Origin of the sequence: Azospirillum argentinense, from assembly GCF_000632475.1 — a bacterium.
Classification (GTDB): Bacteria; Pseudomonadota; Alphaproteobacteria; order Azospirillales; family Azospirillaceae; genus Azospirillum; species Azospirillum baldaniorum.
The window spans coordinates 279,880-299,365 of record NZ_CP007793.1; the positions used below are offsets into that span (position 1 = coordinate 279,880).

Annotated in this window: 22 protein-coding genes; 11 read left to right on the forward strand and 11 right to left on the reverse strand. The window is 70.0% G+C overall.

All coding sequences use genetic code 11. The annotated features are described in order from the left end of the window. The first annotated feature begins 20 nt into the window (after positions 1 to 20). The 9 genes from ABAZ39_RS33815 (at position 21) to ABAZ39_RS01350 (ending at position 8,318) form a co-directional block, all read left to right on the forward strand. Positions 21 to 209 carry a hypothetical protein gene (locus tag ABAZ39_RS33815; protein ID WP_103039827.1) on the forward strand — a complete coding sequence of 63 codons (189 nt, stop codon included), beginning with the start codon at positions 21 to 23 and terminating at the stop codon, positions 207 to 209. Then, entirely contained in the window at positions 190 to 2,139 is a 1,950-nt protein-coding gene (locus ABAZ39_RS01315) for a hypothetical protein (RefSeq protein WP_038525936.1), read from the forward strand. Before ABAZ39_RS33815 ends, ABAZ39_RS01315 begins: the two co-directional genes overlap by 20 nt. Continuing rightward, positions 2,136 to 3,155: a site-specific tyrosine recombinase XerD gene (gene xerD, locus ABAZ39_RS01320; RefSeq protein ID WP_081862845.1), complete on the forward strand. Its 1,020-nt coding sequence runs from the start codon at positions 2,136 to 2,138 to the stop codon at positions 3,153 to 3,155. The genes ABAZ39_RS01315 and xerD overlap by 4 nt, the downstream gene beginning before the upstream one ends. A gap of 141 nt (positions 3,156 to 3,296) precedes the next feature. Further along, the gene (gene aceB / locus ABAZ39_RS01325) at positions 3,297 to 4,901 is read left to right on the forward strand and encodes a malate synthase A (protein ID WP_038525938.1); all 1,605 of its coding nucleotides are present in this window, start codon (positions 3,297 to 3,299) and stop codon (positions 4,899 to 4,901) included. A 65-nt stretch (positions 4,902 to 4,966) separates the two neighbouring features. After that, entirely contained in the window at positions 4,967 to 5,449 is a 483-nt protein-coding gene (locus tag ABAZ39_RS01330) for a DUF29 domain-containing protein (protein ID WP_038525941.1), read from the forward strand. A 2-nt stretch (positions 5,450 to 5,451) separates the two neighbouring features. Next, positions 5,452 to 6,381: a DMT family transporter gene (locus tag ABAZ39_RS01335; RefSeq protein WP_051657735.1), complete on the forward strand. Its 930-nt coding sequence runs from the start codon at positions 5,452 to 5,454 to the stop codon at positions 6,379 to 6,381. 87 nt (positions 6,382 to 6,468) lie between these two features. Then, positions 6,469 to 7,425: an acetyl-CoA carboxylase carboxyltransferase subunit alpha gene (locus tag ABAZ39_RS01340; protein ID WP_038525944.1), complete on the forward strand. Its 957-nt coding sequence runs from the start codon at positions 6,469 to 6,471 to the stop codon at positions 7,423 to 7,425. A gap of 6 nt (positions 7,426 to 7,431) precedes the next feature. Next, a complete protein-coding gene (locus tag ABAZ39_RS01345; protein ID WP_038525947.1) occupies positions 7,432 to 7,974 on the forward strand; it encodes an MAPEG family protein in 543 nt (180 codons plus the stop codon). A gap of 86 nt (positions 7,975 to 8,060) precedes the next feature. Further along, positions 8,061 to 8,318 (forward strand): hypothetical protein, encoded by a 258-nt coding sequence (locus ABAZ39_RS01350; protein WP_038525948.1) that lies wholly within the window; start codon positions 8,061 to 8,063, stop codon positions 8,316 to 8,318. Positions 8,319 to 8,333: 15 nt separating this feature from the next. Here ABAZ39_RS01350 and ABAZ39_RS01355 read toward each other — a convergent pair whose 3' ends face one another. The 3 genes from ABAZ39_RS01355 to argB are packed head-to-tail and all read right to left on the reverse strand — an operon-like array spanning position 8,334 to position 10,570. Then, complete coding sequence (locus ABAZ39_RS01355) at positions 8,334 to 9,317, reverse strand: magnesium transporter CorA family protein (protein ID WP_038525951.1); 984 nt, start codon at positions 9,315 to 9,317, stop codon at positions 8,334 to 8,336. Positions 9,318 to 9,328: 11 nt separating this feature from the next. Then, a complete protein-coding gene (locus ABAZ39_RS01360; protein WP_038525953.1) occupies positions 9,329 to 9,646 on the reverse strand; it encodes a hypothetical protein in 318 nt (105 codons plus the stop codon). A 24-nt stretch (positions 9,647 to 9,670) separates the two neighbouring features. Further along, the gene (gene argB / locus ABAZ39_RS01365) at positions 9,671 to 10,570 is read right to left on the reverse strand and encodes an acetylglutamate kinase (RefSeq protein WP_014239273.1); all 900 of its coding nucleotides are present in this window, start codon (positions 10,568 to 10,570) and stop codon (positions 9,671 to 9,673) included. Between the two features lie 168 nt (positions 10,571 to 10,738). Between argB and ABAZ39_RS01370 the strand changes: the two genes are divergently transcribed. Then, a complete protein-coding gene (locus ABAZ39_RS01370) occupies positions 10,739 to 10,969 on the forward strand; it encodes a hypothetical protein (protein ID WP_038525955.1) in 231 nt (76 codons plus the stop codon). A gap of 4 nt (positions 10,970 to 10,973) precedes the next feature. Here the strand turns inward: ABAZ39_RS01370 and ABAZ39_RS01375 are convergent, their stop codons facing one another. The 6 genes from ABAZ39_RS01375 to rpmH all read right to left on the reverse strand — a co-directional run bounded on the left by ABAZ39_RS01375 (position 10,974) and on the right by rpmH (position 15,773). Continuing rightward, on the reverse strand, positions 10,974 to 12,242 hold the full coding sequence (locus ABAZ39_RS01375) for a cation:proton antiporter (RefSeq protein ID WP_038525958.1): 1,269 nt from the start codon (positions 12,240 to 12,242) through the stop codon (positions 10,974 to 10,976). A gap of 4 nt (positions 12,243 to 12,246) precedes the next feature. Further along, positions 12,247 to 12,909: a ribosome biogenesis GTP-binding protein YihA/YsxC gene (gene yihA / locus ABAZ39_RS01380; protein ID WP_038525961.1), complete on the reverse strand. Its 663-nt coding sequence runs from the start codon at positions 12,907 to 12,909 to the stop codon at positions 12,247 to 12,249. A 157-nt stretch (positions 12,910 to 13,066) separates the two neighbouring features. Further along, positions 13,067 to 14,806 carry a membrane protein insertase YidC gene (gene yidC / locus ABAZ39_RS01385; protein ID WP_038525964.1) on the reverse strand — a complete coding sequence of 580 codons (1,740 nt, stop codon included), beginning with the start codon at positions 14,804 to 14,806 and terminating at the stop codon, positions 13,067 to 13,069. A 27-nt stretch (positions 14,807 to 14,833) separates the two neighbouring features. After that, entirely contained in the window at positions 14,834 to 15,268 is a 435-nt protein-coding gene (gene yidD / locus ABAZ39_RS33820; protein ID WP_307832865.1) for a membrane protein insertion efficiency factor YidD, read from the reverse strand. Further along, positions 15,151 to 15,633: a ribonuclease P protein component gene (gene rnpA / locus ABAZ39_RS01390; protein WP_038525967.1), complete on the reverse strand. Its 483-nt coding sequence runs from the start codon at positions 15,631 to 15,633 to the stop codon at positions 15,151 to 15,153. The genes yidD and rnpA overlap by 118 nt, the downstream gene beginning before the upstream one ends. A gap of 5 nt (positions 15,634 to 15,638) precedes the next feature. Further along, the gene (gene rpmH / locus ABAZ39_RS01395) at positions 15,639 to 15,773 is read right to left on the reverse strand and encodes a 50S ribosomal protein L34 (RefSeq protein WP_014239280.1); all 135 of its coding nucleotides are present in this window, start codon (positions 15,771 to 15,773) and stop codon (positions 15,639 to 15,641) included. Between the two features lie 230 nt (positions 15,774 to 16,003). Between rpmH and ABAZ39_RS01400 the strand changes: the two genes are divergently transcribed. Then, positions 16,004 to 17,506, forward strand: coding sequence for a hypothetical protein (locus ABAZ39_RS01400; RefSeq protein WP_038525970.1), 1,503 nt, complete (start codon positions 16,004 to 16,006; stop codon positions 17,504 to 17,506). 9 nt (positions 17,507 to 17,515) lie between these two features. Here ABAZ39_RS01400 and ABAZ39_RS32775 read toward each other — a convergent pair whose 3' ends face one another. Both ABAZ39_RS32775 and ABAZ39_RS01410 read right to left on the reverse strand, forming a co-directional pair. Continuing rightward, complete coding sequence (locus ABAZ39_RS32775) at positions 17,516 to 18,463, reverse strand: glycosyltransferase family 2 protein (RefSeq protein ID WP_051657736.1); 948 nt, start codon at positions 18,461 to 18,463, stop codon at positions 17,516 to 17,518. Beyond that, the gene (locus ABAZ39_RS01410; protein ID WP_051657737.1) at positions 18,463 to 19,467 is read right to left on the reverse strand and encodes a glycosyltransferase; all 1,005 of its coding nucleotides are present in this window, start codon (positions 19,465 to 19,467) and stop codon (positions 18,463 to 18,465) included. Before ABAZ39_RS01410 ends, ABAZ39_RS32775 begins: the two co-directional genes overlap by 1 nt. Positions 19,468 to 19,486 lie beyond the last annotated feature (19 nt).

A 19,486-nucleotide genomic window follows, 5' to 3' on the forward strand; every position in this document is an offset into this window, starting at 1 on the left:
AAGCCGCACGGACGCAGACCGTGATACAGCGCCGCCGTTCCTTCCACAGAAACACGACTCCGATCGCCATGAGCCGGGTTATTTCCGTTCTTTTCGTCCTGTTCCTCTTCGTCATCGGGGGTGGCATGGCCTTCCTTGCCTCCTGGGACATGCCGGCACCGTCCAAGACGGTGGAAAAGGTCATTCCGGATGAGCGGTTCCCCCGCTGACGCCGGGGACGCCGCTGGGCGCCGCCGCCGGTTCGCCGCTCCGCCACGGGGCGGACGGGCCGGGGCCGGCGCCGTTTCCATGTTTGCCGCCGCTTCCCTGGTGCTGGCTCTGTCCGGTGTCGTGACGGGAGTGGCAACGCCGGCCCGGGCCCAGGCCTATACCCAGGCCGTGCCTTCCGGGCCGCCGATCCGCCTGTTTCCGCCGCCGGAAACGATGGCCGTGCCCGATGTTGGTGCCGGGGCCGGGCGGGTCCTGGACGATCCGCTGGCTTCGCCGGGGCCGTCTGCCGCCCCGCTGGCCCTGATGCCGCTCCCGACTCCGCCGCCCGCCCATACGCCGTCCTTCGACGTGGTGCCCATCGTGGTGCCGCCCTCAGCCATCGCGGTGGAGACGCTGGGACCGCTCGACCCCGACGGCGCCGGACCCCTGGCGGGGACCGCCGGGCTGGGCAACGACCCCTGGCGCGGCATCCCGCGCGCCGAGGTGCTGGCCCTGCTGCCGGAACTGCCCACCCTCACCCCGTCGCCCGCTGTGAAGGAATTGCAGCGCCGGCTGCTGCTCAGCCGCGGCTCGCCCGCCGCCGCTCCGGGCGAACCCGAGCCGGCGCGCCGCTTCGGCGCGCTGCGGGTGGAGACGCTGGCGGCCATGGGCGACCCGCGCGGCGCCGCCGACCTCGCCGCTCTGCTGCCCGAGGCGATGACGGCCGACGAGGCCGCCGCACGCGCCCTGACCGACGCCGAACTGCTCGCCGGCCCGCTGGACTGCGCCGCCGCGACGGAGCGCGCCAAGCCCTTCTCCGGCCCCTACTGGCAGCGGCTGGAGCTGTTCTGCCGCCTGCGCGCCGGGCGGATCGGCGGGGGAATGCCCACCGAGGCCGGGGCTGCGCCGGTGGGCGACGACCTCGCCTTCGAGATGCTGCGCGAACAGCCGGGCGGCGACCCCGATTTCCTGCGGGTGGCCGAGGCGATGGCCGGCGGCCCGGCGCCGCGGCTGCGCAGCCTGAAGGATCCCAGCCCGCTGACCCTGGCTGCCCTGTGGGCGCTCCAGGCCGGGCTGCCGCCGGACGTGCTGTCCCTTACCGACCCGGCCCGTCTGGCCGCGGTGGCGTCCAACAATGGCGCCGACCCGGCGACCCGCGTGACCGCGGCGGAGCGCGCCGCCGTCGCCCTGTTTCTCGATTCCCGGCGGCTGGCGGAGGCCTACCGCGCCGCGCCGGCCAAGGGCGACGAGCTTCTGCGGCTGAAGGACGCCGCGGCCCGCGACCGCACGGCCCGCACCCGCGCGCTGGTGCAGCAGGCCATGCTCGCCGCCATGGGCGGCGGGCGGCGGGTGGAACTGGCCGGGCTGGCGCTGGAGCTTCTCGACCCGCCGATGCTGGCTGGGCCGGTGGGGGCGGTGGTGGCGGACATGCTCGACACCCTGTCGCCGACTCCAGACGCCGCCGCCCTGGCCCCCGCCGCGGCGCGGCTCTGCTTCGCGCTGGATCGGGCCGACACGGGCAAGCGCTGGTACGATCTCGCCTTGCGCGGCCGCCCCACGGCGGAGGTGGCGCGGCTGTGGCCGCTCGCCGTCATCGCGCTCGGTCCGCCGCCGGGCGGCGGGCAGTTGGCCCTGCTCCAGGCGATGGGCGTCACCGTGCCGGAGGAAGCGTGGCGCCGGACCGCCGACCCCGAGGAGACGGCGCCCATGCCCGCGGACGCCCGTCCCCCCACCGCCGACCCCGCCCTGTGGCAGCGGCTGGCCGAGGCCTCCGCCGACCGGCGTGTCGGCGAGACGGCGCTGGCCGCCCTGCTGCTGCTCGGCAACGCCGGGCCGGCGGGCACGCCGCCCGCGGTGGTGGCGCGTGTGGTCGGTGCCCTGCGCGCCGTGGGTCTGGACAGCGATGCCCGCGCCATCGCCCGTGAAGCCGCCGCGGCCCTGGCCGGATGAGTCCCATGCCCAAAACACCCCTGCCGAAAGCCCAGCCGAAGCGGCGCGGGCGCCCCTGCAAACCGCGCCCGATCGCGGCCTCGCCCCATGTCGACGCCTTTCTGGACATGCTGACGGCGGAGCGCGGCGCCGCGCTGAACACCCGCATGGCCTACGAGCGCGACCTCGCCGACCTCGCCCTCTGGCTGGCCCAGCGCGGCCAGCCGCTGGAGAAGGCGGTGACGGAGGATCTGCGCGCCTACCTCGCCTTCCAGTATGTGGAGGGCGGGCAGAAGCCGGCGCCGCGCACGCTGGCCCGTCGCCTGTCGGCGATGCGCCAGTTCTACCGCTTCCTGGTTTCGGAAGGCCGGCGCGTCGACGACCCGGCTTCGGCGCTCGACAGCCCCAAGCAGGGCCGCCCGCTGCCCAAGATCCTGACGGTGGAGGAGGTCACCCGCATGATCGACTCCGCCCAGACCCGCGGCGGGCCGGAGGGGCTGCGGCTGGTCGCGCTTCTGGAGGTGCTCTACGCCACCGGGCTGCGCGTGTCGGAGCTGGTCGGCCTGCCGATGGCGGCCATCCTGCGCGACGGACGCGGGCTGATCGTGCGCGGCAAGGGCGGGAAGGAGCGCATGGTGCCGCTGTCCGAACCGGCCTCCGCCGCTCTGAACGCCTATCTCCCCTGGCGGAACCACTTCATCCTGGCCGGGCGGGAGAACGGGCCGATCGCCTTCCTCTTCCCGTCGCGCAGCTCCACCAACGGGCATCTGACGCGCCAGCGATTCGCCCAGCTTCTGAAGGAACTGGCCATCGAGTCGAACATCGACCCGGAGAAGGTCAGCCCTCACGTGCTGCGCCACGCCTTCGCCACCCATCTGCTCGACCGTGGGGCGGACCTGCGCTCGGTTCAGAAGATGCTGGGCCACGCCGACATCGCCACCACCCAGATCTACACCCACGTGGTGTCGGAGCGGCTGAAACAGGTCGTGCACGAGCATCACCCGCTGGCCCGGCGAAAAACCGTTCGTACGCAATAGTGTTGCGTATGTGTGGGTTTTTCCTTTCGCATAATGCCGATGCGGCTTTGGCCGCTCCTCCCGCTGTGGTATAGCCCTTGTTCCAATGGGGTTGCCCGGCGAGTGCGCCGGACCGCCCTCGCGACGAACAGGGGGAACCGCATGGCCACGACCATCTCCGGGCTTGAGATCCTGGGTCCGATCACGCCGGGCGTCGAGACGATCCTGACGCCGGAGGCGCTGGCCTTCCTGGCGGAGCTGGAAGGGCGGTTCGGGGCGGAGCGGTTGCGCCTGCTCGACGTGCGGACCAAGCGGCGGGCGCTGATCGACCAGGGCCACAGGCTAGACTTTCTGCCGGAAACCCGCGCCATCCGCGAGGCCGACTGGACCATCGCGCCGCTGCCGCACGATCTGCTCGATCGCCGGGTGGAGATCACCGGGCCGGTGGACCGCAAGATGGTCATCAACGCGCTGAATTCCGGCGCGAAGGTCTTCATGGCGGATTTCGAGGATTCGAACTGCCCGTCCTGGGCCAACCTGATCGACGGGCAGATCAATCTGCGCGACGCCGTGCGCCGGACCATCGCCTTCGACGATCCCGCGTCGGGGAAGAAGTACCGGCTGAACGACAAGACCGCCGTCCTCAAGGTCCGCCCGCGCGGCTGGCATCTGGCGGAGAAGCACGTCCGATTCGACGGCGAACCGGTGTCCGGCGCGCTGTTCGACTTCGCCCTCTACGCCTTCCACAACGCGCGGGAGCTGCTGGCCCACGGCTCCGGCCCCTACTTCTACCTGCCGAAGCTGGAAAGCCATTTCGAGGCGCGGCTGTGGAACGAGGTGTTTTCGGTCGCCGAGGATTATCTCAAGATCCCGCACGGCTCGATCAAGGCGACCGTGTTGGTCGAGACCATCCTGGCCGCCTTCGAGATGGACGAGATCCTCTACGAGTTGCGCGACCATTCCGCCGGGCTGAACTGCGGACGCTGGGACTACATCTTCAGCTTCATCAAGACCTTCCGCAACGACCCCGCCGCCGTCCTGCCCGACCGGGCGGAGGTGACGATGGCGACGCCCTTCCTGCAGTCCTACAGCCTGCTGGCGGTCAAGACCTGCCACCGCCGCGGCGCCCCGGCCATCGGCGGCATGGCCGCCTACATCCCGGTGAAGGACGATCCCGCGGCCAACGAGGTCGCCTTCTCCAAGGTCCGCGCCGACAAGGAGCGCGAGGTGTCCAACGGCCATGACGGCACCTGGGTGGCGCATCCCGGCCTCGTTCCCGTCGCGCGGGAGGTCTTCGACGCCTACATGCGCAAGCCCAACCAGATCGACCGCAAGCGCGCCGACGTCAGCGTGACCGCCGCCGACCTGCTGGCCGTCCCGGAGGGGCCGAAGACGGAGCGCGGCCTGCGCAACAACGTGGCCGTCGCCATCGGCTATCTGGAGGCGTGGCTGCGCGGCATCGGTTGCGTGCCGCTGTTCAACCTGATGGAGGACGCCGCCACCGCCGAGATCAGCCGCACCCAGCTCTGGCAGTGGGTCCACCACGGCGCCGCGCTGGACGACGGACGCCCGGTGACCATGGAACTGGTGGACGAGACCATCGCCGAGGAGCTGGCCGCCTGGAAGACCCGCGTCGGCGACCGCGCCTTCGAGCGGGGGCTGTACGAGGACGCCGCGGTGATGCTGCGCGACCTCGTGGAGCGCGACGACTTCGTGGATTTCCTGACCCTGCCGGCCTACGACCGCATCGTCGCGCAGGGGGCGTGAGGGCGTTGCCAAGCCCACGGCGTGTTCACCATATTGGTGTCGGCACACCACCCGAAGGGGCCGCCATGGGACGCAACGCCGCCGCGTATGGAGACGATTTCTACGGCTGGACGCAGGAGCAGGCCGGGCTTCTGCGCGCCGGCAAGCTGTCCGAAGTGGACGCCGAAAACCTCGCGGAGGAGATCGAGAGCATGGGCCGCAGCGAGGCCGACCGTCTGCGAAGCTGCCTGCGCCTGATTCTTTTGCATCTTCTGAAATGGCAGGAACAACCCGCCCGCCGGTCGCGGAGCTGGCGCAACAGCATCCAGCGGGAACGGGACAACGCGGCCCTTGTGTTGGAGGACAACCCCAGCCTGACGCCCAAGCTGCCCGCGCTGTTCGCCAAGGCCTACCAGCTTGCCCGGCGTGAGGCCGCCCGCGAAACCGATCTCCCGGTGGAGCGTTTTTCCGAGGACAGCCCCTTCACGGTGGAGCAGACCCTCGACCCGGCTTTTCCGGACGATCTGGAAGACGGCTGGCGTCGCAGCTCCCGGACCCCGCGGGTCTGACATTGACCCTTCCATCCGCCACCGTCCCGCCGGCGTCGCGCGGGGCCGAATCGCTTGCGCTGCTGCTCCTGGTCGGCGGGTTGATCGGGGTGATCTTTCCGGTCACCAAGATCGCGCAGGCGGCCGGCGTGCCGCCGCTGCCCTGGGCCTTTTCCATGATGCTGGGCGCCGGGGTGATCCTGGCCGGGATGGCGCGCGTCAAAGGCCAAGCCATGCTTCCCGCTGGGCCCCTGACCGGGCGGTACCTGCGCTACTTCGCGGTGTCGGGGCTGCTGTCCATGGCGCTGCCCAACGTGGTGCTGTTCTTCGTGATGCCCTGGCTGGGGGCCGGGCTGTCGGCGGTGGTCTACACGCTGCCGCCGATCCTGACGCTGCTGATGGCCGTGGCGGTGCGGATCGAAAAGCCCGACCGCGGGCGGGTGGCGGGCATCCTGCTCGGATTCGTCGGCGCGCTGATGATCGTCGGGCCGCGCGGCAGCCTGCCCTCGCCCGATCTGGCGGGCTGGATGGCGCTGGCCTTCGTCATGCCGGCCGCGGTCGCGGCGGGCAACGTCTACCGCACCGTGGCCTGGCCGCCGGGCGGGCAGCCGGTGGCGCTGGCGGCGGGGACCATGCTGGGCGGGGCGGGCTGGGTCCTGCTGGCGCTGCTCGCAACCGGGGCCGTGGCGGACCTGCCGGCGCTGGGTCTCGCACCCTGGCTCGCCCTGCTCCAGATCGCGGTGACGGCGCTGACCTATGTGCTGTATTTCCGGCTCCAGGTCGTCGCCGGGCCGGTCTATCTCAGCCAGATCGGCTACGTGGCGACCTCGGTCGGGCTGGGCACCGGGACGCTGCTGTTCGGCGAGCGCTATTCCCCCTGGGTGTGGGGCGGGGCCGCGGTGATCGTCCTGGGCGTGCTTCTGGTCAGTTTTGGCCGGCGATTCGCGCGATAAGCTGTGGCATCGCCGCCGCGCACCGTGGTACCAAGGCCGGTCCGCGACGTCCGCGTCCTATCCTATTCGGTCCGTGATCCTTCCGGCATGCAAACCTTCCTGGAATTCGAAAAGCCGATCGCCGAGCTTGAAGGCAAGATCGAGGAACTGCGCCACCTGACCAACGCCGGCGACATCAACATCGCCGACGAAGTGACGAAGCTGCAGACCAAGGTCGACAAGCTCCTCCGGCAGACCTACGCGAAGCTCACCCCGGCGCAGAAGGTGCAGGTGGCCCGCCACCCCAACCGTCCGCACTGTCTGGACTATGTGAAGGGGCTGATCGACGACTTCACGCCGCTGGCCGGCGACCGCGGCTTCGCCGAAGACCGCGCGGTCATCGGCGGGCTGGGCCGCTTCCGCGGCCGTTCGGTCGTGGTGATCGGGCAGGAGAAGGGCCACGACACCGAAACGCGCGTGCGCCACAACTTCGGCATGGCCAAGCCCGAGGGCTACCGCAAGGCTCAGCGCCTGATGGACCTCGCCGACCGCTTCACGCTGCCGGTCGTCTCGCTGGTCGACACCGCCGGCGCCTTCCCCGGCGTCCAGGCGGAGGAGCGCGGCCAGGCCGAGGCCATCGCCAAGAGCATCGAGCGCTGCCTGCGCCTGTCCGTGCCCATGGTGGCCGCGGTGATCGGCGAGGGCGGCTCGGGCGGAGCCATCGCCATCGCGACGGCCGACCGGGTGCTGATGCTGGAGCACGCCATCTACTCCGTCATCTCGCCGGAGGGCTGCGCGTCGATCCTGTGGCGCAACCCCGACATGGCCGGCGAGGCCGCCGTCGCGCTGCGCCTGATCAGCCACGACCTCAAGGAACTCGGCGTCATCGACCGGGTGGTGAGCGAGCCGATCGGCGGCGCCCACCGCGACCCGGCGGAGACCATCAAGGCGCTGGGCGACGCCATCGAGGAGTCGCTGGGCGATCTCGACGGGCTGGACGGCGCGGCGATCCGCGCCCAGCGTCGCCAGAAGTTCCTCGACATGGGCCAGAAGGGCCTGGGGTAAGACTCCATGGCCGCCGCACCGGAGACCCGTCCCTCCAAGACCCGTCTTCTGCGTCTGGCGGCCACCGTCAACATTGCCGCGGTGGCCGTGGCGCTGCTGGCCCTGTGGCTGCTGCCGCCGCTGTTCGCGCCGCCGCCCGGCATCGCCGATCCGGGCGCGCGCATGGCCTTCTGGGGGCGGCTCGCGCTGTGGCCGGCGCTGGTGCTGTTCCTGACGGTGGGCGGGGTGCTGGTCGCCCGCGCCCGCTCCGTCGCCCTGAATCCCATCGACGACGCCGAGTCGCGCTTCTACCGGGTCAGCCAGCGCGTGCTGACCAACACGGTGGAGCAGACGCTGATCTTCGTGCCCGCCCTGGCGGCGCTGGTGGCGCAGATGCCGCTGCCCGACCTCGGCTTCGCCCGGCTGGCGACCGCGCTGTTCGTGCTGGGCCGCCTGCTGTTCTGGGCCGGCTACCTGATCCACCCCTATGTGCGGGCGCCGGGCATGGCGGTCACGCTGACCGTCAACCTCGTCGTGCTCGGCTGGGCGTTGGTGCTCGCCATCGTTTAAAGCTTCGCTTTTTTCACACCCCGTCTCCCCGGCGCGTCGGGCTTATGGCATAGATGGCCTTTTGCCTTCCGACCGTTGGAGATGCCATGAAACTCCTGTCACGCTGCCCGTCTCTGCTTCAGGTCGCGCTGTCCGCGGTGCTTCTGCTGAGCGCGGTGCTCGAACTGTTCGACACCCTGCTGGAGGATCTCGTCGGCGTGGAGATCACCACCGCGCACGGCCTGTTCCTGTTCGCCGCCGGCAAGATGCTCAAGGAGTGGCTTGAGGTGCGGAAGGAGTATTCCGAAGCACGGGAGAAGCTGGGCGGCGCGCGGGGCCGGGGGGCGGCCTCGCAAGCCGGTTGAGCGCCGGAGCGTCCTTTACAGCCAGCGCCGCCGTTTGAAGTAGATCATCGGCAGCGTCGCCGACAGGATCATCAGCATCACCGCCAGCGGATAGCCGAGGGTCCAGTTCTTCTCCGGCATGCTCACGAAGTTCATGCCGTAGATGCTGGCGACCAGGGTCGGCGGGAACAGGGTGACCGTCAGGATCGAGACGATCTTGATGATCTCGTTCTGCTCCACGTTGATGCGGCCCAGCGTGGTGTCCAGCAGCAGGCTGACCTTGCCCGACAGGAACTGGGCGTACTCGCCGAGCCCCGTCACGTCCTGCAGGGCGGCGCGCGCCCAGCGCCGGGTCCGCTTGGCCGGGGTCCAGCCCTCGCCGCGGGCCAGGAAGGTCAGCAGGCGGTTGAGAGTCGACAGGCTGACATGCGCCTTGCCGATCAGGTGTCCGGTGTGGCCGATGCGCTTCAGCGTCCGGGTGTCGTTCCGCCGCTCCCCCTTGACCGGCAGGGCGCGCCCGCGGAAGGCGCGGCTGCCCATGGTGTCCAGCTCCAGCCCGACGCGGCGCAGGACCGCGGCGGTGCGCTCCACCACCCCGTCCAGCAGGGCGGCGAGGACCGCCTCGGCCGTCAGCTCCGCGCCGCCGTTGCGGGTGACGCGGCGGCGGAAGGCCAGGAAGGGCTGCGGATCGACGGCGTGGATGGTGGCGAGCCGCCCGCCGGCCAGCACGAAGCTGACCGGCACGATCCGCGGCTGGTCGGTGTCGGCCCAGACCAGGACGAGCGCGGTCATGTGCACGGCGCCGGGGGTGAGGCGCAGGCGGCTCGATTCCTCGATCTCCGCCATCTGCTCCCGAGTCGGCAGCTTGATGCCCATCAGCGCCTCGGCGCGGGCCAGCTCCTCCGGAGTCGGGTTCTGCAGGTCGAGCCAGACGGTCTCGGCGGGCAGCGGGGTGCGGACGCCCTCGGCCTCGCGGGCCCAGCGCAGCCGGTCACCGTCGCAGGCGAAGACGTGGAGCATGGCGGCCCGCCTTAGAGGAGACGGCCGAAGCGGCGCGGCTTGCGCGGCTGGGGCGGCCCGGTGGGGCCATCGGCGTCCTTGGCGGCGCCGTCCCCTTCCGGAAGGTCGACGGGTGCGCCGTCCTGGCGCAGCGCGTCCTCCAGCTTGCGGCGGAAGGCTCCGCCGTCGTCCTTGGAGTCGAGGAAATGCCCGACGGCTTCCTTCGCCGAGTCGCGGTCGTAGGGGACCTTGCCGAAGACCGACAGCTTGGCGCGCTCCAGCAGCTTCGGGTCCATCCGTTCGCGGATGGCCTTCATCTGGCGGAGCAGGTCCTTGCGCACGTCGGACATGGCGGGTCCCCTTCGCTTATGCGCTCACTCGCGGCCGATCAGCGTGCCGGCCCCGCCCTCGGTGAAGATCTCCAGCAGCAGGGCGTGCGGCACCCGGCCGTCCAGGATGACGGCGGCGTCCACGCCCTGTTCGACGGCGTCGATGCAGGTCTCGATCTTCGGGATCATGCCGCCGGTCGCGGTGCCGTCGGCGATGGCGGCGCGCGCCTGGTCCAGCGACATGCGCGGCACCAGCTCCTTGTTCTTGTCCAGAACGCCGGCGACGTCGGTCAGCAGGAAGAAGCGAGTGGCGCCCAGCGCCGAGGCGACGGCGCCCGCCGCGGTGTCGGCGTTGATGTTGTAGGTGTCGCCGTTGCGGTCGAAGCCGATGGGGGCGATGACCGGGATGATGTCCGATTGGGCCAGCGACGTGATGATCTGCGGGTTCACCTGATAGGGCTCACCGACGAAGCCGAGGTCCAGCACCTTCTCGATGTTGCTGTCCGGGTCGCGCTGGGTGCGGCGCAGCTTGCGCGCGGTGATCAGGCTGCCATCCTTGCCCGACAGGCCGACGGCGCGGCCGCCCGCGTTGTTGATGGCGGCGACGATCTGCTTGTTGATGGAGCCGGCCAGCACCATCTCGACCACCTCGACCGTCTCCTTGTCGGTGACGCGCAGGCCGTCGATGAAGCTGGACTTGATGGCCAGCCGCTGCAACATCTGGCCGATCTGCGGGCCGCCGCCGTGCACGACCACGGGGTTGATGCCGACCTGCTTCAGCAGGACGATGTCGCGGGCGAACTTCTCCGCCAGGCTGTCGTCACCCATGGCGTGGCCGCCGTACTTGATGACGAAGGTGCGCCCGGCGTAGCGGCGCATGTAGGGCAGGGCTTCGGACAGGGTGCGGGCCTTGGCGAGCCACTCGTCGCGGGTCGTGTTCTGCACGGGATGGAGCCGTTCGTCGGGGTGGGCCAATCGGGTGAGATTCCGCCGACTCTTTAACGGAAAGCGCCGGGGGTGCCTAGGGGGCTTTTTCAGGGGGCGCCGCGTCCGGGAACCGTTGCCGCGCCCGGCGGTTCGCCCGGGGTAGGATGAACCGCAAAGGACGGTGCCATGAACGACCGCATCATGCCGACGCCGCGCAACCCGTTCACCGAGGCCCACAAGGCCGAGATGGAGGAGACCGCCCGGCGGGCCGAGGAGATCTACGGCTCCCCCGACGCCCAGGAGGTGACGGAGGCCAACAAGGCGCTGAAGGAGCAGGCGCGCGGGGGTGGAAAGGCCGGGTCGGAGGGGCCGGGCGCCGATCCGGTGGTGACCGGGAACGTGCGCAAGCCCGGCTGAGAGGTCAGGACGCGCCGGCGTGGCCCGCCCGGCGGCCGGCGATCCGTCCGGCCAGCAACGTCATCGGCTGGGTCAGCGCGGTGACCACCACCGCCATCAGCACCATGGCGGAGAAGCAGGCCTCCGACAGCACCCCGGCTTCCAGCAGGATGGTCAGGACGATCACCTCCATCAGCCCCTTGCAGGACATCAGCGTGCCGAGCCGCCAGGAATCGGCGGCGCTCTCGCCTGACAGCCAGGCGGGCAGGGCGGTGCCCAGGACCTTGCCGGCGATGGTCGCCACCGTCGCCAGCGCGAAGACCCACCATTGCGCCGAGGCGGCGAGGTCGAGATTGACCTTCAGGCCGGTCAGGGTGAAGAAGAAGGGCAGCAGGATCAGCGTGGCGAAATGCTCCAGCCGGTCCAGGATGGCCGCCGCCAGCCGCCGCGGCATGACCGTGCCGGCGACGAAGGCGCCCAGGATGTAATGCAGCCCGATCAGCTCCGTCACCGCGGCGGAGCCGAGAAGGGCGGCGCAGGTGACCACCACCACCATGTCGCCGACGTCGCCGTCCGGGGCGATGCGGTTCATCAGCCGGGTCAGCAAGGGGCGGGCGAACAGCTCCGTCGCGGCGAGATAGGCGAAGCCCAGCACGGCGATCTGCGCCACCCCGGCGAAGCCGCCGCTTCCCCCCGCCGCCAGGGCCAGCACGGCGGTGATGAGAATCCACAGCAGCGCGTCGTTGACCGCCGCGTAGCCCAGCGCCAGCCTCCCGACCCGCTCGCCGATCAGCCCCATTTCGCGCAGGATGGCGCCCAGCACCGGCAGGGCGGTCACCCCGACGCAGATGCCGAACCCCGCGGCGAACAGCAGCGGGTCGGCCTTCGGCCCGGCCATCTCGGGAAAGGCGCTGACGATCCACCAGCCGAGCGCCCCGCCGAGCAGAGTCGGCACCAGCATGCTCGACAGGCTGATCCCGACGAAGGCGCGCCCGCGTCCCTTGAACTCCTCCAGATCGAGATGCAGCCCGGTCAGGAAGGCGAAGAAGACCACGGCGAGCAGAGCCAGCCCGGAAAGCGGCGCCAGCGATCCCTTGGCGAACAGCGGTTGCCAAAGCTCCGGGGCGGCCTGCCCGAGAACCGACGGACCGAGCGCGATCCCGAACAGGATCTGGATGACCACCATCGGGGCCACATGCTTCAGGCCGGACAACCGCCACAGCAGGAACGGGCCGGCGATCAGCAGGATGGCCTGGATGAGGAACAGCAGGGCCGGCGTCAGCTCGAAGGGCATCGGGTCATCCCAGGTTGGCGAGCTGGGCGAGGCTGGCCCGCAGCTCCGCGATGCCCTGGCCCTTCTCGGAGCTGGTGGCGTGGATCTCCGGGAAGGCGGCGGGGTGCTTCTTCAGGGCCGCAACGGTGCGCTTGCTCACCTCGGCCAGCTCCTGCGACCGCACCTTGTCCGACTTGGTCAGGACGACGACGTAGGGCACCGCCGCCTGATCGAGCATCGTCATGATCTCTTCGTCGTTGGGCTTCAGCCCGTGACGCGAATCGACCAGCACCAGCGCCCGGCGCAGCGTGACGCGGCCGCGCAGGAAGCGGCGGACCATGTCGTTCCACAGCTCGATCTTCTCCTTCGACTCCTTGGCGTAGCCGTAACCGGGCATGTCCACGAGCTTCAGCCGGTTGCCGAGGTTGAAGAAGTTGAGCTGCTGGGTGCGGCCCGGCGTGTTGGAGGTGCGGGCCAGCGTCTTGCGCCCGGTCAGCGCGTTGACGAGGCTGGACTTGCCGACGTTGGAGCGCCCGGCGAAGGCGACCTCCGGCAGGTCGGCCTCCGGCAGCTGCTCCGCCGTCTGGGCGCCCCAGATGAAATCGCATTCCTTGGCGAACAGAAGCCGCCCCGCTTCCAGGGCCTCCTCGTCGAAACCGGAGATCGGGGAGTTGCTGGAAGAGGTCATGGACGGCGCTTTCGAAAGACACGGGGTACGAATGATCGTGACCGGCCCAAAACATAACCGCCGGCAAACGCCCGTCAAGGGAGGCGCTTGCCGGCGGTCGATGCCCTGAAATCAAACAGGGAAGTCAGGGAAGCCGGGTATCAGATGGGAAGGACCCTCAGGTCACCTTCACACCGTCCTGCCGCATGATGATCCACTGCTGGGCGATGGACAGGGTGTTGTTCCAGGCCCAGTAGATCACCAGACCAGCCGGGAAGCTGGCGAGCATGAAGGTGAAGATGATCGGCAGGAACTGGAACACCTTCTGCTGCACCGGATCGGGCGGTGCCGGGTTCAGCTTCTGCTGGAAGTACATGGTGATGCCCATGATGATCGGCCACAGGCCCAGCATCAGGATGTGCGGCGGCTGCCACGGGATCAGACCGAACAGGTTGAAGATGGTGGTCGGATCGGGCGCGGACAGGTCGTGGATCCAGCCGAAGAACGGCGCGTGCCGCATTTCGATGGTCACGAACAGCACCTTGTACAGCGCGAAGAAGACCGGGATCTGGATCAGGATCGGCAGGCAGCCCGACACCGGCGAGACCTTCTCGCGCTTGTAGAGCGCCATCATCTCCTGGTTCAGGCGGACCTTGTCGTCGCCGAAGCGGTCGCGCAGCTCCATCATCTTGGGCTGCAGCTTCTTCATCTTGGCCATCGCGTGATACGACTTGTTGGCCAGCGGGAAGAAGGCCGCCTTGACGATCACGGTGAAGACCAGGATGGCGACGCCGAAGTTGCCGAACAGGCGGCCCAGCAGGTCAAGCCCGTAGAAGAACGGCTTGGTCAGGAAGTAGAACCAGCCGAAGTCGATCGCCAAGTCGAAGTTGGCGATGCCCAGCTTGTCCGAATAGTCGTCCAGCAGGCGGACCTGCTTGGCGCCGGCGAACAGGCGGTCGGTCAGCTCGATGGTGGCGCCGGGGGCGACCTCCACGGCCTTGCCGAGCGTGTCGACCTGATAGCGGTCGGCGGCGCCGGGGGCGGAGTGGACGAAGCGGGCGGTGATCGGAGCCTTCTGGTCGGGGACCAGCGAGACCAGCCAGTACTTGTCGGTGATGCCGATCCAGCCGCCGGTCGACTGGGCGGAGATGGTGCCGGCCTTGCGCAGATCGTCGTACTTGTGCTCGTTCAGCTTGCCGTCGAAGACGCCGAGCGGGCCCTCATGCAGGATGTAGTAGCCGTCGGTGTGCGGCGTGCCGGCGCGGCTGACCAGGCTGTAGGGCAGCAGGCTGACCGGGGCGGAGCCGGTGTTGCGCACCTTCTGGGTGATCGTGAACATGAAGTTCGGATCGACCGCGATGGTGCGCTCGAACACCAGCCCGTTGCCGTTGTCCCAGGTCAGGACCAGCGGCTGGTCCGGCGTCAGCGCGGTGCCGGCGGCGGTCCAGCGGGTGTCGGCGCCGGGAACCGGCTGCGACTTGTCCTCCGGAACCCAGCCGAACTCGGCGTAGTAGGCCTCGGGCGTGCCGGCGGGGGCCAGCAGGACGATTTCCGGGCTCTTGGGATCGGGGGTGACGCGGTAGTCGGCCAGCGTCAGGTCGTCGATACGGCCCCCAACCAGATTGACCGATCCGTGCAGCGACGGCGTGTTGATCTTGACGCGCGTTCCGGCGGCCATCTGCTCGGCGAGCAGGCCGGCGCGGTCGCGAACCGTGGCGGGAGCCGCCGTGCCGGGCACCGAACCGGGAGCGGCGCCCGGAGCGGGCGCGGCGCCGGGGGCGACCGACTGCTCCGTCTGGGCGGCCTGCTGCGCAGCCTGCTGCTGCTTCACCCGGGGTCCATCGTAGAAATACTGGAATCCCAGGAGGATGGCGATCGACAGAGCGATCGCGAGGATGAGGTTGCGTTGATCGGTCATGGCATCCCGGTTGCCGTGGGCCTTCTGTTAAGAAGGGGGCCGAACGCCGGTTTTCAGGCCGGCATGCGAATTGCTGCATCGATGCGCCGCTTCGTCCGGCCCGTGCGAACAGCGGGTGGACCGCCCCGGCTCGGGCACGGGATCATATCCCCACCCGCCCCAGGGATGGCAGCGCAGAAGCCTCCGGACGGTCAGCCAACTGCCCCGGATTGCTCCGTGCTTAGATAGCGCATCCAGCGCATAGTTTGAACAGGTCGGCTGAAATCGGCAGTGCCACCCGATGAAGGGCGACAGGGTCCACTGATAACCGACCACGAGCGCGCGCAGAAAATAGGCGAGCGGGCTCACGCGCCGACCTCCCCGCCGCCGGAACCGTTGCCGGTCCCGCCGTTGGAAGTGACGGCGTTTGGCCCGCCATTCACCTCGTTCTTTGGCGCCTCGCTCTTGGAGACGTCGCGCCACAGACCGAGGCGTTTCAGCGCCGCGATCAGATCGCCCACCAGCTCCGTCCACGGCCTTTCGGCCGTCGCGGCGCGTGCCACCAGCACGAAATCGTGACCGGGGGCCGCGTGGGCGGTCAGAATTTGGCGGGCCGCTTCGCGAAGGCGGCGGCGTGCGCGATTGCGCACGACCGCGTTCCCCACTTTGCGGCTCGCCGTCAGGCCAAGACGAATCGGCGGCTCGCCAGGGGCGGGCCGCTGCCGTTCGTCGTGTCGGCGCACCTGCAGGATAAGGCCGGGAGCCACATGCTTGCGCCGTGTACCGGCCACGGCCAGAAACTCCGGCCGCCGCTTCAGGCGCCCGACCCTGGGGTCCGGCGCCGCCATGCGTATCAGGCGCTCAGGACACTGCGGCCCTTGGCGCGACGGCGGGCAATCACCTTGCGGCCACCGACGGTCGCCATGCGGGCGCGGAAGCCATGCCGGCGCTTGCGCACGATTTTGCTGGGCTGGAACGTGCGTTTCACGGCACCATACTCCTCGATCTCAGGGCAAAAAATGAGCCCCGCTGTATAGAGGTACCGACCCCCGGAGTCAATCACGCGCTGCCACCCAAGCGTGGGAAATATTCTCCGTTCGGATGGGCAGAGGCAAGAAGGGTGGCGCAAAGGAGGGTGAAAAGGGGTAGGGCCCTGCCTCCCTTGCCGTGCGGCGTGTTTACCCCCTGACATTCGCGAAAGGTCCGGGGGAAGTCGGCATGCTGCACCGGCGGCAATTCATCGTGTCCAAAAACACCCACGCGCTCCGTCCGGATTGGGTGAGCCGTGACATCGGCGGGCTCGTCCTGTCCCATTGTCCCGACCTGCCGGTCCGGCGCGTGCTGGGCGCCGACAAGACGGTCTGGCATCTGCTGGGGCTGCCCGTGCAGACCGACCCGGCGCGCCCCGACCCGGTGGAGGCGCTGGCCGCGTCGCGCGCCGGCGACATCGCGGAACTGTGCCGCTCCTGGACGGGACGCTGGCTGCTGCTCAACAACCGGGCGGTCCACTTGGACACCGGCGGGACGCTCGGCTGCTTCTACGGGATGGTGGACGGCGCCCTGACCCTCACCTCCAGTGCCGGGGTGATGGCCGAACTGCTGGGCGAGGAGGCGAGCTTCCGCCGCCCGCTGGCGCACGAGGCCGGGTTGGACTGGTACCCGCTGCCCGGCTCCGGATTGACGGGGGTGCGCCGGCTGCTGCCGACCCAAGTGCTCGACCCCGCCCGCCCGATGGACGATCCGGGCTTTCTGACCTTCCGCCGGCCCTTTCCCGCGGTTCCGCCGGGCTTTTCCGATTCGCTCGCCTATGAGCGGATGGAATCGATCCTGGTCACCGCCATCCGCAACCTGCACCGGACCCTGGCGGGGCCGGAGGGCGGCAACCGCCCGCTGATGCTCCAGCTCACCGCCGGCTATGACACCCGGCTGCTGCTGGCGGCGGCGCAGAAGGCCGAGGTGCCCTTCGCCACCTTCACCTTCGACCACCGCGACCTGACGCCGGGCGACCGCAAGCTGCCGCCGAAGCTGGCCCGGCTGGCCGGGGTGGAGCATCACCTGATCCCCTGCCCGCCGCTGGACGCCCAGCGCCAGCGCGACTACGCCGCCCACACCGGCGGGCACACCGCGGCGATGGACGGCGAGTTCTACGCCAACGGCGCCTGGGACGGTGTGCCGGAGGGCGCGGTGGTCCTGCACGGCGGTGTTTTCGAGGTGGCGCGCTGCTTCTACTGGGGCCAGATCCCGCCGGGGCTCGCCGCCGACGGCGAGGATACCGCCGCCCGGATCTTCGACGCCTTCCGCGGCAAGCTCTACAACCCACCGTCCCATTGCGAGGCGCTGCGCGAGTGGCTGGCCTGGGTGGTCAAGACGCCGGACGTGTTGCCGGGTGGTACGATGGACCTGCGCGACCGCTTCTATCTGGAGCAGCGGGTGGCCGGCTGGCTGTCGGCCATCGACCAGGGGGTGGACCTGACCGGGCGACAGCTCTTCCAGGTTGGCAACTGCGCGGACTTCCTGGCGATTGCGCTCGCCATGCCGGTGGACGTCCGGCGCTCCAGCCAGCATCAGGCGGAGCTGATCCGCCGCATGGCCCCCGACCTGCTGAGCGAGCCGATCAACCCGCCGCAGCCCGCCGTGCTGCGCCAGCTCCGCAAGCTGCCGCGCCGCCTGAACAAGCTGCGCACGGCGATCGGGCACCATCTGGCGCGGACGTCGGCTTAGGGGAGGGCTTCAGGGGAAGGTGCGGTGGATGCCGGCCGGCCCCCTCCCTGACCCTCCCCCGCTGGGCGGGGGAGGGGATGAAAGGACCGTTGTGGACAACGGTGCGGCCGTTTTGGACAGGTGCAGCCAGCGGCGGTAGGCGTCCTCGCTGACGGGGGCGCGGTGCTTCAGGCCGATGCGGAGGATCTGCGGCAGGGCCAGCAGAACCTTCAAGTCGGTCAGCCGCGGGCCGTGGCGCAGGTTCTTCCAGCTGTTGCCGATCCAGCTCCGCGCGAAGCGCCAGGGCAGCAGGCCGGCGGGGCAGCGGGCCACCTCGCGGATCAGGTCGTTGCGATGGTTGTAGAAACGCTCCAGCCCCGGCTTGCGGCCCTTCTCGCTCTTGTCGTGGTAGACCATGATTCCGGGCAGGGCGACCACCCGGTGGCCGGCGCCGATCAGCCGCAGGCAGCGGTCCTTTTCCTCCCCCTGGCGGTACAGCTCCGGCATGTAGAGGCCGACGGCGGCGACCGCGCTGCGGCGCAGCAGATGGCCGCAGCCGACATACCAGGGCGCGTCGAAGGGATCGGCCTGCGGCGGGAAATAGACCAGCCCGTCGCGTGTCTCGATGTTGCAGGCCACCGCCGCCACGTCCGCGTGCGTTTCCATGTAGGCCACCGCACGGGCGAGGCCGTTCGGCTCGGCGAACCAGGAATCGTCGTCCACCGACAGCACATAGTCGCCCGCCGTGTTCACGAAGCCGAAGTTGCGGGCGTAGATCAGCCCGGCGTTGTGCGGCAGCCGGACGTAGCGGACGGTGGGGAACTCCCCCCGCACCATGACGTCGGTGCCGTCCGTGGACCCGTCGTCCACCACCAGGATCTCCGCGACGGGGTGCGTCTGGGCGAGCAGGCGGGACAGCGCGGTGCGCAGTTCCGGCGCGCGGTTGAAGGTGGCGATGACGGCGCTGACGCTGGGCATCAGGCGACCTCGCTGGAGGAGGACGGCGCGGCGCGCGGCCGCTCGGGCAGGGGCAGCCGGACTGGCGGGCGTTTCAACTCCTCCGGATACTCGTCGCGCAGGCCGGACAGGTAGCTGTCCAGGAAGACCCGCAGGCCGCGGAAGTCCCGGTTCACCAGATAATGGGCGGTGTATTTGGCGATCATGCGCGGGATCACCCCGGCCTTCTCGTAGTTGGCGTGGATGTAGCCCATGTTGCGGAAGAAATGCGGCGCCCGGTCGGCGCGCATCGTCTCCACCGTGCCCAGCCGGCCACCCAGCACCTTGTGCTCCGTCCGCGACATGCCGGGGTGGATGTGGAGCGCCTTCACCGCCGTGCCGACCTTCAGCCCGGCGCGGCGGGCGCGCAGGGTGAACTCGTACTCGTCGCCCCAGATGAACATCTCACGCTTCACGTTGCCGATCCGCTCGAACACCGCCCGCCCGATCAGCGTGCCGTTGAACAGGGCGATGGTGCCCGGCGCCAAGCCGTCCACCGCCCGCGCCATCAGGCTGTCCGGGTCGCGGGTGCCCTGCATGGGGAAGGCCAGGGTGGAACGGTCCTCCGCCGCCAGCACCAGAGGGCCGACCATGGACAGGCCGTGGTGCCGCGCTTGGACCAGCAACTCGGCCAGCGCGCCGGGCTGCGGGATGCCATCGTCGTCGGTGCTCCAGATCCAGCGGGCGCCGAGGCCGAGCGCGGTCTCGAAAGCGGTGTGGTAGGCGCCGGCGGAGCCGCAATTGGCCTGCCGCACCACGACCAGCGCGTCGTCCCGCTCCTCCGCCTGCGCGGCCAGCCATTCCGGCGTGCCGTCGCTGGAGCCGCTGTCCACCACGACCAGCCGCTCCGGCCGCGGGTGCTGCCCGAGGATCGCCGCGACGCAGGTGGCCAGAAGCGGCAGGCGATTGTGAGTGACGACGATCGCCACGACGCCGTGGGCGATGCCCGCCGAAACATTGTCCGCGGGAAACGTGTCGTGAGCCATGGCTTGGCGGTTCCTCCTG